The sequence below is a fragment of the Enterococcus sp. DIV0183 genome (assembly GCF_050541505.1).
GTDB lineage: Bacteria > Bacillota > Bacilli > Lactobacillales > Enterococcaceae > Enterococcus > Enterococcus faecalis.
Genome location: NZ_CP172932.1, coordinates 638601 through 652218 on the forward strand (window position 1 = coordinate 638601; position 13618 = coordinate 652218).

At 37.2% G+C, this 13618-nt stretch carries 17 protein-coding genes; 14 read left to right on the top strand and 3 right to left on the bottom strand.

The window, feature by feature from the left end:
* Window positions 1-53: 53 nt before the first annotated feature.
* Window positions 54-377, bottom strand: coding sequence for a DUF960 domain-containing protein (locus IGK72_RS03245; protein WP_002355697.1), 324 nt, complete (start codon window positions 375-377; stop codon window positions 54-56).
* Window positions 378-628: 251 nt separating this feature from the next.
* Window positions 629-1237 carry a 50S ribosomal protein L25/general stress protein Ctc gene (locus tag IGK72_RS03250; RefSeq protein ID WP_002358773.1) on the bottom strand — a complete coding sequence of 203 codons (609 nt, stop codon included), beginning with the start codon at window positions 1235-1237 and terminating at the stop codon, window positions 629-631.
* Window positions 1238-1567: 330 nt separating this feature from the next.
* On the opposite strand from IGK72_RS03250, the gene IGK72_RS03255 reads away from it, so the two are divergent.
* Both IGK72_RS03255 and IGK72_RS03260 read left to right on the top strand, forming a co-directional pair.
* Window positions 1568-2350, top strand: a complete 783-nt coding sequence (locus IGK72_RS03255; protein ID WP_002361308.1) for a pseudouridine synthase — start codon at window positions 1568-1570, stop codon at window positions 2348-2350.
* Entirely contained in the window at window positions 2347-3027 is a 681-nt protein-coding gene (locus IGK72_RS03260; protein ID WP_002378056.1) for a YjjG family noncanonical pyrimidine nucleotidase, read from the top strand. Before IGK72_RS03255 ends, IGK72_RS03260 begins: the two co-directional genes overlap by 4 nt.
* A gap of 34 nt (window positions 3028-3061) precedes the next feature.
* Here the strand turns inward: IGK72_RS03260 and IGK72_RS03265 are convergent, their stop codons facing one another.
* A complete protein-coding gene (locus IGK72_RS03265; RefSeq protein ID WP_002355701.1) occupies window positions 3062-3517 on the bottom strand; it encodes a GNAT family N-acetyltransferase in 456 nt (151 codons plus the stop codon).
* A 174-nt stretch (window positions 3518-3691) separates the two neighbouring features.
* Between IGK72_RS03265 and udk the strand changes: the two genes are divergently transcribed.
* From udk to IGK72_RS03325, 12 genes are all read left to right on the top strand, one after another.
* A complete protein-coding gene (udk, locus tag IGK72_RS03270; protein ID WP_002355702.1) occupies window positions 3692-4321 on the top strand; it encodes a uridine kinase in 630 nt (209 codons plus the stop codon).
* Window positions 4322-4490: 169 nt separating this feature from the next.
* Window positions 4491-4832: a type II toxin-antitoxin system PemK/MazF family toxin gene (locus tag IGK72_RS03275; protein ID WP_002355703.1), complete on the top strand. Its 342-nt coding sequence runs from the start codon at window positions 4491-4493 to the stop codon at window positions 4830-4832.
* 101 nt (window positions 4833-4933) lie between these two features.
* Window positions 4934-5899, top strand: a complete 966-nt coding sequence (locus tag IGK72_RS03280; protein ID WP_002361311.1) for a Gfo/Idh/MocA family protein — start codon at window positions 4934-4936, stop codon at window positions 5897-5899.
* A gap of 370 nt (window positions 5900-6269) precedes the next feature.
* On the top strand, window positions 6270-8189 hold the full coding sequence (locus IGK72_RS03285) for a BglG family transcription antiterminator (protein WP_002388793.1): 1920 nt from the start codon (window positions 6270-6272) through the stop codon (window positions 8187-8189).
* Window positions 8155-8478 (top strand): PRD domain-containing protein, encoded by a 324-nt coding sequence (locus tag IGK72_RS03290; RefSeq protein ID WP_002386165.1) that lies wholly within the window; start codon window positions 8155-8157, stop codon window positions 8476-8478. Before IGK72_RS03285 ends, IGK72_RS03290 begins: the two co-directional genes overlap by 35 nt.
* 14 nt (window positions 8479-8492) lie before the next feature.
* Window positions 8493-8849, top strand: a complete 357-nt coding sequence (locus tag IGK72_RS03295) for a glycine-rich SFCGS family protein (protein WP_002355707.1) — start codon at window positions 8493-8495, stop codon at window positions 8847-8849.
* 30 nt (window positions 8850-8879) lie between these two features.
* Window positions 8880-9236 (top strand): DUF4312 family protein, encoded by a 357-nt coding sequence (locus IGK72_RS03300; protein ID WP_002355708.1) that lies wholly within the window; start codon window positions 8880-8882, stop codon window positions 9234-9236.
* Between the two features lie 15 nt (window positions 9237-9251).
* The gene (locus tag IGK72_RS03305) at window positions 9252-10031 is read left to right on the top strand and encodes a DUF4311 domain-containing protein (RefSeq protein WP_002355709.1); all 780 of its coding nucleotides are present in this window, start codon (window positions 9252-9254) and stop codon (window positions 10029-10031) included.
* A gap of 19 nt (window positions 10032-10050) precedes the next feature.
* Window positions 10051-10746, top strand: coding sequence for a DUF4310 family protein (locus IGK72_RS03310; RefSeq protein WP_002361314.1), 696 nt, complete (start codon window positions 10051-10053; stop codon window positions 10744-10746).
* 130 nt (window positions 10747-10876) lie between these two features.
* The gene (locus IGK72_RS03315) at window positions 10877-12190 is read left to right on the top strand and encodes a PTS sugar transporter subunit IIC (protein WP_002358780.1); all 1314 of its coding nucleotides are present in this window, start codon (window positions 10877-10879) and stop codon (window positions 12188-12190) included.
* Window positions 12191-12215: 25 nt separating this feature from the next.
* Window positions 12216-12515 carry a hypothetical protein gene (locus IGK72_RS03320; protein ID WP_002363233.1) on the top strand — a complete coding sequence of 100 codons (300 nt, stop codon included), beginning with the start codon at window positions 12216-12218 and terminating at the stop codon, window positions 12513-12515.
* An 8-nt stretch (window positions 12516-12523) separates the two neighbouring features.
* Window positions 12524-13612 carry a DUF871 domain-containing protein gene (locus tag IGK72_RS03325; protein WP_002355714.1) on the top strand — a complete coding sequence of 363 codons (1089 nt, stop codon included), beginning with the start codon at window positions 12524-12526 and terminating at the stop codon, window positions 13610-13612.
* Window positions 13613-13618: the final 6 nt, after the last annotated feature.

Consider the following 13618-nt stretch of genomic DNA (forward strand, 5'->3'; position numbering starts at 1 on the left):
AAAAAATACCACCGAGTGTTTCATTCGGTGGTATTTTTGTTTGTTGAAATTATTTAAGATTCTAACATTTCTGCAGGTAATAAAATCGTTTCACGATGGCCATCATCAAAAGCAAAAATTCGCGACGGATATGCCGTAGAATAACTAAATGGTAAGTCGATTGCCATTTCTACTGAACTATTTTCTTGAGAAAAATGGACAGTCACTTTGCCATTATTGTTCAACAAATCAAAGTGAAGTAAGTCGTTTAAAGGGATAACCCCTTTTAGATTTAAGTCAATAATCAACCAAATACTATCAATTAAGCCACTAGGTAAGCTAGAAACAACACCTAATGAAGCATAGCGGCTACGGTCACTATCAAAACGTTCAAACATATGGATGACCTCCTTTTTGTTTACTTACTTTTAGTATACTGCAAATTTTAAAAAAAGAAATTGTTTCGTTTGAAAATATTGCGTAGATTAGCAAAAATTTAATATTCCTCTGTAGCTTCCTAGCTTTGCAGGTGTCATCATTTATGTGAAGAAATCAAGACATGCAGTAAAAAGAAAATGGGACGTACGTTGTTTCAACGTACATCCCATTTCTAAAACTTAAGAGAATCAGCTGAACAAAAGTGTACTCTTTATTCGGCTAATTCTGGTTCAGTCGTTTCAGCAGCTGTTCCTTCTTCTTCTTCAGGAGCAGTTTGTGCTTCAACAATAGCAACTAGTTGTTCTTCTGGATCAGTTAAAATTTCATAGTCTTTGTGTTCAGGTAAATCAGCGATTGTAAGAGCATCACCAATTTCTAAGTTTGTAATATCTACTTCAATTGATTCTGGCAATTTATCTGGTGTGGCTGCCACTAAAACAGTGTACAAGTTTTGAGCTAAGGTACCCCCAGCTTTCACACCTGCAGATTCACCAATTAATTGAACTTCTGCTTCGACTTCTGTTGTTTCTTTCATATTTACAGATAAGAATTCAACATGAAGCATTTGACCAGTAAAGGTATCTAATTGCGCTTTCGACATTAATGTGTTGATGTTTTTGCCATCAACTGTCATTTTAATAACGGTGTTAGCACCATGTTCGCGTAAAATTTTTGATAAGTCTTTTTCTTCAAAATAGATTGGTGTACTTTCAATTTGGTAACCGTAAACAATGGCAGGTACTTTCCCTTCGTGACGTAGCTGATTTCTTAGTGAACGTGGACGGATAGCTCTTTCTTTAACTTCTAATTGTACTGACATAACCTAATTCCTCCTTGAAATAATGAGTGATTTGGTTAAACTCAGAAACAAAACATAATGGAAAAAAGAAACTCTTTTTTCAGTTGTTCTTGTCTAGAAAAATGCTAACAATAATCAAAAAATCCCCACAAATATTGCCAGGCAACACTCATGGGAATGGTTCATTGTTATCGTTGTTCTCTCCCAGGTCATTACGCTGTTTTTGAGAAACCTTTATTTACTTTACTTATTAACCGTAACACTTATATTTTTATACGTCAAGGAATTACCTTTTTCCACTTTTCATCTTTAACGGATTCCACTATACTTATACCAGAATGGAGCTGAACAATGCGATTAGATAAATTACTAGAAGAACTTCAGTTTGGATCACGCAAAACGGTGAAACGATTAATCAAAGGCAAGCAGGTCACTGTGGATGGCATCGTGACTTTAAATGAAAGCCAAAATGTCGATGCGCAATTACAAATGATTAAAGTAAAAGGACAATTAATTTCGCATAAGACCCATGTGTACTATATGTTGAATAAGCCAAAAGGTGTGGTTAGCGCTGTCTCAGATGCATCTAAAAAAACAGTTATTGATTTGATTGCGCCACAAGACAGACGCCCTGGTCTTTATCCAGTGGGCAGACTCGATGGCGATACGGAAGGGTTACTTCTATTAACAGATAATGGACAATTAGGGTATCAATTAATTCGGCCAAATAAAGAAGTAGCGAAATGTTATGAAGTGAAAGTCAATGGTTTGGTCTCTGCAGAAGATTGTGCTAAATTTAAAGATGGGATTGTTTTGCAAGGAGGCATTCAATGTAAGCCAGCAAAAATAACTGTTCTTGCAGCGACTGAAACGGAGAGTCATGTTTTCCTGACTATTCAAGAAGGAAAATTTCACCAAGTGAAAAAAATGTTTTTATCTGTGGGGAAAAAAGTGACTGCTTTAAAACGTCAAACTATGGGGCCGTTGCGGCTAGATCCGCAATTACCTTTAGGTGCTTATCGTTCATTAACAAGAGAAGAGTTACAATTGCTATTGCCTTATTTTTTTATTGAAAAACAACAAACAAGCAAAGCGTTACCGAGTAATTTGAAAAGAGAAGAGGAACGGAAATGAAAACATTGCTTTTTGATGTTGATGATACATTGTTAGATTTTAAATTGGCTGAAAAGAAGGCGCTCCATGCCTTATTTGAAGAAGAAAATGTACCATTTACATCTGAAGTCGAGTCAACATACCACCGAATTAATCAAGGATTATGGCGTTCATTTGAAGAAGGAAAAATAACAAAAGATGTTCTCCTTGATACACGGTTTGGTTTATTGTTTGACGCGTTTAATCGAGAAGTTGATAGCGTTAGAATGGGAGAAAACTACCGAGAATATTTAAGTCAAGGACATGACTTGCTTGGCAATAGTCAACGTATCTTGGAAAAATTAGCACCCCATTATGATTTATATATTGTGACAAACGGAGTGGCAAAAACACAGTATCGTCGGTTGGAAGATTCGAAATTAATGCCTTATTTTAAAGATATTTTTGTTTCAGAAGAAGTGGGTTATCAAAAACCGATGAAAGAGTATTTTGATTTTGTTTTTGAACGGATTCCTAATTTTAGTAGAGAAAAAACAATGATTATTGGCGATTCTTTGCATTCAGATATTCAAGGAGGCCAACAAGCGAAAATTCAAACTGTTTGGCTCAATCCGACCTCCGCTCCAGCAACACCAACCATTCAACCCAATTATACGATTCAACAGCTAGATGAGTTGTTACCAATTCTTGGGCATTAAAAAACAACATTTCCTGTACAGGAAATGTTGTTTTTTAACTTAAATGTAACCGTAAGCGAACCATATCTTTTAAAGGCAAGCCGTTTTCCATAATGGGCTCATCATAATGATGGATAAAAAAATCTGGTTCAATATGTGTCATTCGAAAACCGACTTTTTGGTAGAGATATAGCTGTTGAAAGCCTGTGCTCCCAGTCCCAATCTCCAAGTAATCATACTTTTCTTTTTTGGCAAAATCAATGGCAAAATGTAATAACTCTTGTCCGATGCCCCGCCCTCGGCTTTCTTCTGAGACAGCGATGTTTACGATTTCCAATGTCCGTGGGTGAGTCGGCAACAGGACTAAAATTCCTTGAAGTTCTTCAGTCTGATAGTCAAAGCAAATGCCGCGGGTAATGTAATCTTCCACCATTTTTTTTGAGGGATCTGCCTCATAAAGAAGAGCGTAATGCGCAGTTGTAAGTGCTTCTTTTTTGACTTTTTTAATCATAGGTAGGATTCTCCTTTTATTGATAAGTATACTGTAATTGAAAGAAGTGTGGGCAGATTTTTCATAAGAAGATAAAAATCACATGAAAAGTCTTGGAAAAGGTCTGGCATTCTTCAGAGTTTTCATTATAATAGTAAAAGACAATGAAGTTTTTGAAAAGAAAGAGGTTTATACATGAAAGATAGTCAGCCAATTATCATTGGTGTTACTGGCGGATCAGGAAGCGGAAAAACCAGTGTTAGCCGTGCGATTTTTAATAATTTTCCCGATCATTCAATTATGATGTTAGAACAGGATTCTTATTATAAAGATCAGAGCCATTTGAGTTTTGAAGAACGTTTAAATACCAATTATGATCATCCTTTTGCGTTTGATACAGATTTATTGATTCAACATGTTGAACAACTGTTAAATTATCAAGCCATTGAAAAGCCAGTTTATGACTACGTTGCGCATACAAGAAGTACAGAAACGGTGATACAAGAACCGAAAGAAGTAATTATTCTTGAAGGGATTTTAATTTTAGAAGATCGCCGCTTAAGGGATTTAATGGATATTAAAGTGTATGTGGATACAGATGATGACATCCGTATTATTCGTCGAATCAAGCGTGATATGGAAGAACGTGGCCGTACGTTGGATTCTGTGATTGAACAATATTTGACAGTCGTCAAGCCCATGTATCACCAATTTATTGAACCTACGAAACGTTATGCAGATATCATTGTGCCAGAAGGTGGCGAAAACCACGTCGCTATTGATTTAATTAATACAAAAGTGGATAGTATTTTAACAAAAATGTAATAGTCAGCTTAAATAGCCGTCTCTATATCAGAGTCGACTGTTTAAGCTTTTTTTTGACTTTTAAAGGGTGGTTTTATCAAATATTTTAAGGGATAGCTAAAAAGTTGAAAATATTGCAAGAAACAATATGCTATAATTTTTTAAAGGAAAAGGAGGGAAGGGAATCTGAATGATAAAAAGAGGTGAGGTTTTTTATGCGAATCTCTCACCAGTTGTTGGTTCTGAACAAGGTGGGATTCGACCTGTCCTGATTATTCAAAATAACAAAGGTAACTTATTTAGTCCAACGTTGATTGTTGCACCGATTACCCGTAACGTAAGCAAGCGGCTGCAACCAACGCAAGTCCTTATCGAAATTCCCCATAACGAGTGCAGGACGCCATCACTTATTTTGTTAGAACAAATTCGAACATTGGATAAAGAACGAATGCTACACAAGGTTTGTCAACTTTCTCGTGAAGAGATGGAACAGGTCAATCAAGCTTTAAAAGTTAGCGTTGGTATCCGTTAATTTACATATAAAGAAATCGTTTTGGGGAAACGGTTTCTTTTTTTGTTGAAATGGTTTCCAAATATTCGTTTTTCTCGTATAGTGAAAGAGGAGGCGATCACATGGATAAAATTCGTTATGGAATTATGAGTACTGCCCAAATTGTCCCAAGATTTGTAGCAGGGCTTCGAGAAAGCGCGCAAGCTGAAGTGCGCGGGATTGCATCAAGGCGTTTAGAGAATGCTCAAAAAATGGCTAAAGAATTAGCGATTCCGGTGGCTTATGGCAGTTATGAAGAGTTATGTAAGGATGAAACAATTGATATTATTTATATTCCCACCTACAATCAAGGACATTACTCAGCAGCTAAGCTTGCGTTATCACAAGGAAAACCCGTCCTACTGGAAAAACCATTTACATTAAATGCTGCTGAAGCAGAAGAACTCTTCGCAATCGCACAGGAGCAAGGGGTTTTTCTAATGGAAGCTCAGAAGTCTGTCTTTTTACCAATTACCCAAAAAGTAAAGGCAACGATTCAAGAAGGGGGATTGGGAGAGATTTTATGGGTTCAGTCAGTTACTGCCTATCCCAATGTGGATCATATTCCCTGGTTTTACTCGAGAGAAGCGGGTGGTGGAGCGCTTCATGGCTCAGGAAGTTATCCATTACAATACTTACAATACGTATTAGGGAAAGAGATTCAAGTGGTTACGGGAACCGCAACGTATCAGCAAGGGGCGACGGATAGTCAATGTAATTTAGCTTTGAAATTTGCTGAAGGGACGCTGGGCAATATTTTTATTAATGTTGGTTTAAAGATACCTAGTGAAATGACCATTTGTGGTACAAAAGGGCAAATCGTTATTCCTAATTTCTGGAAAACAGATTGTGCTTATTATACAGATGCTCAAGGCAACACTGTCAAATGGTCTGAACAATTCACTAGTGAATTTACCTATGAAATCAATCATGTGAATCAATGTTTACAAGACAAAAAGTTAACTAGCCCCGTAATGACGAAGGAATTAACGATAGCAACCGTTAAAATTGTTGAAAGTTTTTATCAAGAATGGTTTGATAACGAATAATTACCATCACTTGCTATCCAAACTATTCTGTGTTAAAGTGTGTCTTATGCGACGAGTTGACTCAATCAGATAGCTTCGGCTATTCCGTTTTGACGGCTAGTGATTGTCAAACACAACGACACCAGATAGTACGGCTATCAGTTACCGGATTTGTAACGTGTCGGACAGAATACTTTTGTGGAGAAGGTTTCTGTCTATTTATGCAAATAAATAGTGTGGTATCCCTTAACAGTTACTACTGTTAAGGGATTTTTTTTGTATGAAAAGAGAAGTGTTGCACTTTTATAAGTGCAACTTTTTTGTGTTGTGGAACAGATAAAATAACGCTATAGTTTTAAGTGTAAAGGGAAAAGAAAAGAGGTGACAAGGCATGACCGTGTTGTTGTCCAAAAGAGCGATAAATATTTTATTGATGCTTTTGGATTTGGAAGGGAGTATTACCACGCAAGAATTAGCTGAGAACTTTACTGTCAGCGTTCGAACAATTAAGTATGATTTAGAAGATATTCGTGCTTGGTTTGAACAGCACGATGAGACACTTTATTCAAAACGAAATAAGGGAATCTGGCTAGATTTACCTGACTCTAAACGCTTACTGTTAAAAAATGAAATTATCGATGTCGATCGATTTGAAACCTATCCTGATCAAAAAAGACGAGTCAATGTATTGATTTTTCAGTTATTGTCAGTCAAAGGGTACTTAACGGCACAGCAGCTAGCAGATGAATTATTAGTGAGTCGAAACACAATTGTCAGTGATTTGGAACAGGTCGAACGGTTGCTGCAAGCATATGATTTAACCTTAATTCGCCAAGCGCGGCAAGGGTTTACAATCAGTGGTGAAGAAAGCAATGTACGCTTACTGATGGAATTTATCACTCAAAAAGAACTTACAGAATACGATATTTACCAAATTATGAACTATGTGACAAAGACAAAAGGGGCTGAAAAAATCCCTAAAATTAAATTTGGGTCAGGGACATTGTTTCAAGGTTGTTATCGTAGTGCATTGAAAAAAATGCGAAATTTAATTAATCCACTCGATCAAAATCAATTTGATTATGCCGAAATATTATCTATTACGTTGAGAGTGGCAATTGCCGCAGCACGTATGCAGATGGCACATACAATTGGGACTTACCGAGTGTTATCACAAAAAACACGCTTTGAACAACGGAACGAAGTACCACTTTTACTTTTACAAGAGGTGTTTGAACGGTATGACTTGCCTTTATTAGCGGATGAATATTTTTATATTTATAGTGATTTATTCGGAACCCATCAACGGCAAGATATGGTTCAATTAACAAAGCAAGTGATTGAAAGCGTTTCAAAAGAGCTGAATTATCCTTTTGTAAATGATCGCCAATTATTTACGAACTTGTTTGCACACCTGTCCTTACGTTTTACAAAGAAACATTTATTTATTAATGAATACAATCCGTTTTCTGAAGAAATCAAAGGAAAACACCCAGCGTTGTTTTTAGCTATTCAAAGTGCCTGTAAACAATTAATTCAACGTTCTGTTTTGTTAGTCAACGATTCTTTCTGCGCATATATTGCGTTGCATTTTTTGGCAGCTCAGGAACGACAACAGCAGGAAGCTAAAGTTGTTAGGATTGTGTATGTTTGCTCGACGGGCTTAGGTGTGACCAGTTTAATTGAACAAAAAATTTTAGAGGAAGTACCAAACGTTGAACTCGCAGGATTTGCTTCTGTTTTAAATGCAACTGAAGTGATTCAAGCAGAAAAGCCCGATTTGGTATTGAGTATTTTCCCAATTGAAGAAATGACATACCCATTTATTAAAGTTAGTCCATTGTTGACGGACACAGACTTAAGTTTGATTCGGGAAGAGGTCGATAAAATTTTATTAGGGAAACGTCAAGGGAAAGGTACCGCTCGCTCCACGAAATCTGATGTAATTGAAAAAAATGAACGGATACAAAGCCAAGATTTATTAGTAAAAGCGTATATTATTTATGAAGAGTTAAAACGAATGTTTCAAACAAAGTTACTGAGCGAATATCAAGAAGCCTTTTTACTTCACGTTTTATTAATGACACATCGGATTACGTTTAATAAACAATACGAAGAGATTCCTTGTAATAGAGAAGTATCTCATGAAAGGCAAGAAGAAATTCGGCAAATTGAATGTTTATTTGCTAAAAATGAGTTACCTGTCAATCATGCTGAAATTTCAGCATTACTTAATTATTTAGAACAACCAAAGGAGGAAGAGGATGGAACTAGCAATGGAAGCACAGGAGATCATTCGACAAAGTGCTGAACCAGAAAAGCTACAATCGATTATCAAACAAACCAGTGCGCGATTAGCAGAAGCACAAATTGAACCAACGGAATTACAGTGGACGATTTTGATCAACCATCTCAATGAGATGCTGAATCGTTCAAGAGAAGGAACGACATTAGCTGGTGTTGATCGGACGTTATTTACGGAACTAACACCAGAAACGTTGAAAATTGCACAAGAAACAACAGAAGCAATTGGTCAGTTATCAGAAGATGAGTGGTATGTTTTAGCTGTTCATTTTGAAGTTGCTAAACAAAACAATTAATAGGAGGAAAAGTTATGATTACAGTAGTTATCGCAGATCGTTTAGGAAAAGGACAAAATGTTGCAAAAGGAGTGGAGCAAGCCGGTGGTCGCGCGGTTGTTGTTCCAGGAATGGGCGCTGATATGCGTTTAGGAGATGTGATGCAACAAGAAAAGGCAGATTTAGGCATTTCTTTCTGTGGCAGTGGTGGTGCAGGAGCGTTAACGGCTGCTACTAAATACGGGTATCCCGAAAGACATGGCATGCGATCAATCGAAGAAGGGGTAACAGCAATTAACGATGGGAAAACTGTTCTTGGATTTGGTTTTATGGATCAGGAAGAACTTGGTAAACGAGTAACTGAAGCATTTATTAAGAAACACGGAGCATAGAAAGTAGTAACTTAGAAAGGAGCGGTAATTATGGATGCCACAAAACGGTCAACACAAACCGTGATTGTTTCTGGAAAAGGTAATAAGAAGAATGAAGCTTTTGCAAGTGCATTGAATGATGTTTCAAAAAAAGTATTAAAAGAAACAACAGAGGTCCTCATCCGGATTGAACCGAAAGAAGTAACTATTCGTCAGGCAAAAGAACAAGTTTATACAGAAAAATTTCTGTTCTTCTTCTTTCCTAGAAAGAGAGTGATTTATCATGTCGAACTAGCTGTAGAAGTGGAAATCCAAGCCATTGCAGTCGAAGAAGTTGATTTTTTAACGGAAACAATTAAAGAACCGAACGCAGTAGTAGTTCCGTTTCTTTCAAAAAGAGGCGTATAAAGGGAGGAAGAAGGAATGGAATTTGTAATCATTTTGCTGAAGTCATTGCTTATTGGTGGTTTACTAGGTTTTGCAGCTGGCGCAGGCGCTGCTCGGATGTTTCATGCACCACAAACGCAAGGGTTAGGGGCATTTAGAACATTAGGAGAAATGAACGCGGCACAAGGAGATCCGGCATCACACTTTTCTTTTGGTTTAGGTTTTTTCTTTAATGCTTGGGCTTCGGCCGTCGGAGCAGGGGCCTTTACACAAGATGTGACCCACCGGATTGTGCCTAACTGGGCTGCAGCAATTTTATTGGTAAAGGATAAAGATGTCACTAAAACGATGCATAATCCCAAAAAAATGGGGATTGTCGGGGCCTTTGTAGGAATGGCGACTGTGGCTTTCTTAAATAGTACAGCTGCAGCAATTCCAGAATCGCTACAAGTAACAGCAGTTGCGGTGTTGGTACCTGCAGCAACGATTTTAATCAATACTGTGATGCCTGTTTTATTCTGGCTAGCGGCTTTAGATGCAGGAAAACGGACGGGTTTCTGGGGAACATTATTTGGCGGATTATCTCAATTAGTCATGGGCAATGCTGTCCCAGGAGTTGTATTAGGGATTTTAATCGGTAAAGGTGTCGATGATTTAGGGTGGACCCGAATGACACGCGGCATGCTTGGTGCCATTATCTTATTATTTATTTTAAGTGGCTTCTTCCGAGGGTTCGACTTAGAAATGATCGAAAGTTTCCGCTTGTCTATTCCTCAATGGTTAAATAATTTACACAATGTCTTCACCGTTAAATAGAAAAAAGGAGGTCTCATAGATGGAACAGCAAGAAAAAAATGAATGGGCACAACAAGAACAAGAAATTCAAGAAGGTTTAAAAGGCAAAAGTTTTTGGTATGCTGATTGGGGCTTTCCCATTTTAGTCGGGATTATGTCAGCGGCAATTTTTGCAGGAACACATATGTATGTAGTTTATGGTGTAGGCGCCTTTAATGAAGTTTCAATTGTTGCGATGCTAAAAGCTGGTTTAGATGGTGGTTCTTATGGCGCTGCCGCAGCATTTGGTGCAAGTTTCCTGTTTGCACGAATTTTAGAAGGTTCTTTAGTCGGGATTTTAGATTTAGGTGGCTCAATTTTAACGGGGATTGGGATTGGCGTACCTGCAATTTTCCTCAGCATGGGAATTAAAGCGCCTGTAGAAAACTTTGGCTTAGCCCTTTTAACAGGTGCGCTACTAGGGTTAGCAGTTGGCGGCGTAATTGTGTTGATTCGGAAATTTACTATCAATCAAGGAAATTCCACTTTTGGTGCGGATGTGATGATGGGGGCTGGTAATGCCTCAGGACGTTTCTTAGGCCCGTTAATTATTTTGAGTGCGGCGGGTGCTTCGATTCCTATTGGGATTGGTGCTACATTAGGAGCTTTAGGTTTTTACATTTGGAAAAAACCAATCGCTGGGGGCGCAATTTTAGGCGCAATGATTTTTGGTGCAATATTCCCGGTTTCTTTATAATAAGAAAAAGCCTTTTGTTTTGCACTTTCTCTGTCATGAATAAGAATAAGCGTTTACATTATAATGTTACTATGTTATTATAAATGCGAAATAATTATTATTTTTATTAGTTGAACGGAGGAATTAACAAATGAATGGTTTTGTACAGTGGATGGAAGTTAAGTTAATGCCGATTGCGAATAAATTTGGTTCGCAACGCCATATGACAGCGATTAGAAAAGGATTAATTGCAACGATGCCTTTAACAATTGTGGGCTCATTCTTTACAATTTTTCAAAATATTCCAATTGAGGCATACACAAAATTGATTGAACCCTATCAAGCGATTTTAGATATTCCTTCCCGCTATACGATGGGATTACTTGCACTTTATGCAACATTTGGGATTGCTTCATCATTGGCCAAAAGTTATAAGCTTGACTCTTTGACGTGTGGAATTTTAGCATTAATGGCCTTTTTAGTAACAGCGGCACCACCAACACGTGTCTTTGAAGATGTTGACAACGTCATTACAGCAGGGCGCTATATTAATTTAGCAAATTTAGGTTCAGCTTCTTTATTTGGTGCGATTGTAACAGCGCTGTTATCTGTTGAAATTTATCGCTTCTTTATTGAAAAAGATATTATGATTAAGATGCCAGATGGCGTACCGCCTGAAGTGTCAAATTCATTTATTGCGTTAATTCCAGGAGCAGTTATTCTTTTATTATTCTGGGTTATTCGCCACGTAATTGGTTTTGATTTGAATGGTTTCTTGAGTACGTTATTAATGCCACTTAAAGGTATCCTTGCTGGTAACAGTTTATTTGGCGGCTTACTAACAGTCTTCTTAATCTGTTTCTTCTGGGTTTTAGGGATTCATGGTCCAGCGATTATGGGCCCAGTTATTCGTCCTTTCTGGGATATGTCGATTGCAGAAAACCTTGAAGCTTTTACCAATGGTGCAAACGTTCATCAGTTACCTAATATTTTTACAGAACAGTTTTTACAATGGTTTATCTGGATTGGTGGCGCTGGAACTACGCTTTCTTTAGTTGTTTTAATGATGTTTTCTAAATCAACGTATCTGAAAAGTCTTGGCCGTTTATCGTTCTTACCAGGCTTGTTTAATATTAATGAACCAGTTATTTTCGGAACGCCGATCGTAATGAATCCTATTTTAGGTATTCCGTTTATCGTGGCACCGTTAATTACCACAACGTTATCTTATTTCTTAACAGTCGCTAATATAATTCCGATGATGGCTGCACGCTTAGCGTTTGCAATTCCAGCACCAATTGCTGCTTGGATGAGTACCAATTGGAGTTTCTCGGCCGCAGTATTAGTGATTGTTAACTTCTTAATTACAATGGCTATCTACTATCCATTTTTCAAAGTTTATGAAAAACAACAATTGGATAAAGAAGCAGAAGAATTAGCAGCTGAACAAGCAGCAAAAAATTAAAAAATGTTAGGGCGGGTGTTCTGATATGAATATCCTGCCCCTTCTAAGTCAGAGAAGAAAGTCAGGAGCGTATAAGATGATTATTTGGTTCATTTTCTTTTTTATCGTTAGTCAAATTATTATAGAAAAAGGGCAGTTGCCTACTGTTGTTTATCAATTTGGTTTGGTAAAGACGTTGGTTTTTACGGCAGTTTGTATTACTCTTTCCATGATAATTGGCGGATTTCTAAATCAACCAGTATTGCTCGTTGGCTCTACAACAATCCTGTGTAGCTCGGTGATTGCTTGGAAATTTCGAAATAAATTTGAAAATAGCGGAGTGTGAGAACGAAGATGAAAAGAGCATTAGGTGTATCAGTTTATCCAGATCATAGTGATATCAATCAAGATAAAGCGTATTTAAAAAAAGCCAGCGAATGTGGGTTTACTCGAATTTTTATGAGTATGTTAGAAGTGACCGATGGCAAAGAAGCGGTTCAGAAAAAATTTAAAGAATTAATTAGTTATGCGAAAAATTTAGGATTTGAAACAATTTTAGATGTCGTTCCAAGTATCTTTGATGAATTGGAAATTTCATATGATGATTTGACTTTTTTCAGCGAATTAGGAGCTGATGGGATTCGGTTGGATACAGGGTTTGATGGAAATAAAGAAGCCATGTTGACGTTTAATCCATTCGGCGTGGCTATTGAGTTGAATATGAGTAATGATGTCGCTTATCTTGATAACATTTTGACGTATGAAGCGAATCGACCTTTCTTATATGGTTGTCATAACTTTTATCCACAAGCGGGAACTGCATTGCCGTATGATTTCTTTGAAAAATGTAGCATCCGTTTTAAAAAGGAAGGTATTCGGACAGCTGCTTTTATTTCATCACAGGTAGGTGAAATTGGTCCTTGGGATGTGAATGATGGGCTACCTACTTTAGAAATGCATAGACAGTTGCCAGTCACTGTTCAAGCTAAACATTTATTTGCAACAAATTTAATTGATGATGTTGTTATTGGAAATGCTTATGCTTCCAACGAAGAATTAGAAGCATTGGGTCAGTTGAATCGTTATCAAACAGAATTGACCATTGTTTTTGAAGAAGCGACTTCTGAAATTGAAAAAGAAATCGTAACAAAAAATCAACATTTTCGCCGTGGAGATATCACTCAGCAGATGATTCGTTCCACAGAAGTGCGTAAAAAATATAAAAATGAAGCTAATCCCCCACATGATAATCAAGCAATGCTACAACCTGGAGATGTTGTTGTGGGAAATGATGCATTTGGAAAATACAAAAATGAATTACAAGTCGTTTTAGAACCACATCAAGACTCACGCAAAAACCGAGTAGGGCGTATTATAGAAGAAGAACTTGTATTATTAGAATTCATTAAGCCTTGGACAAAATTTAGATTTATAGAAAAGTAGGGAAGA

Excerpts from the sequence above, each read along its gene's own strand:
- IGK72_RS03245 (WP_002355697.1), bottom strand. The coding sequence starts at position 377 with ATGTTTGAACGTTTTGATAGTGACCGTAGCCGCTATGCTTCATTAGGT.
- IGK72_RS03250 (WP_002358773.1), bottom strand. The coding sequence starts at position 1,237 with ATGTCAGTACAATTAGAAGTTAAAGAAAGAGCTATCCGTCCACGTTCA.
- IGK72_RS03255 (WP_002361308.1), top strand. The coding sequence starts at position 1,568 with ATGCGATTAGATAAATTACTAGAAGAACTTCAGTTTGGATCACGCAAA.
- IGK72_RS03260 (WP_002378056.1), top strand. The coding sequence starts at position 2,347 with ATGAAAACATTGCTTTTTGATGTTGATGATACATTGTTAGATTTTAAA.
- IGK72_RS03265 (WP_002355701.1), bottom strand. The coding sequence starts at position 3,517 with ATGATTAAAAAAGTCAAAAAAGAAGCACTTACAACTGCGCATTACGCT.
- udk (WP_002355702.1), top strand. The coding sequence starts at position 3,692 with ATGAAAGATAGTCAGCCAATTATCATTGGTGTTACTGGCGGATCAGGA.
- IGK72_RS03275 (WP_002355703.1), top strand. The coding sequence starts at position 4,491 with ATGATAAAAAGAGGTGAGGTTTTTTATGCGAATCTCTCACCAGTTGTT.
- IGK72_RS03280 (WP_002361311.1), top strand. The coding sequence starts at position 4,934 with ATGGATAAAATTCGTTATGGAATTATGAGTACTGCCCAAATTGTCCCA.
- IGK72_RS03285 (WP_002388793.1), top strand. The coding sequence starts at position 6,270 with ATGACCGTGTTGTTGTCCAAAAGAGCGATAAATATTTTATTGATGCTT.
- IGK72_RS03290 (WP_002386165.1), top strand. The coding sequence starts at position 8,155 with ATGGAAGCACAGGAGATCATTCGACAAAGTGCTGAACCAGAAAAGCTA.
- IGK72_RS03295 (WP_002355707.1), top strand. The coding sequence starts at position 8,493 with ATGATTACAGTAGTTATCGCAGATCGTTTAGGAAAAGGACAAAATGTT.
- IGK72_RS03300 (WP_002355708.1), top strand. The coding sequence starts at position 8,880 with ATGGATGCCACAAAACGGTCAACACAAACCGTGATTGTTTCTGGAAAA.
- IGK72_RS03305 (WP_002355709.1), top strand. The coding sequence starts at position 9,252 with ATGGAATTTGTAATCATTTTGCTGAAGTCATTGCTTATTGGTGGTTTA.
- IGK72_RS03310 (WP_002361314.1), top strand. The coding sequence starts at position 10,051 with ATGGAACAGCAAGAAAAAAATGAATGGGCACAACAAGAACAAGAAATT.
- IGK72_RS03315 (WP_002358780.1), top strand. The coding sequence starts at position 10,877 with ATGAATGGTTTTGTACAGTGGATGGAAGTTAAGTTAATGCCGATTGCG.
- IGK72_RS03320 (WP_002363233.1), top strand. The coding sequence starts at position 12,216 with ATGAATATCCTGCCCCTTCTAAGTCAGAGAAGAAAGTCAGGAGCGTAT.
- IGK72_RS03325 (WP_002355714.1), top strand. The coding sequence starts at position 12,524 with ATGAAAAGAGCATTAGGTGTATCAGTTTATCCAGATCATAGTGATATC.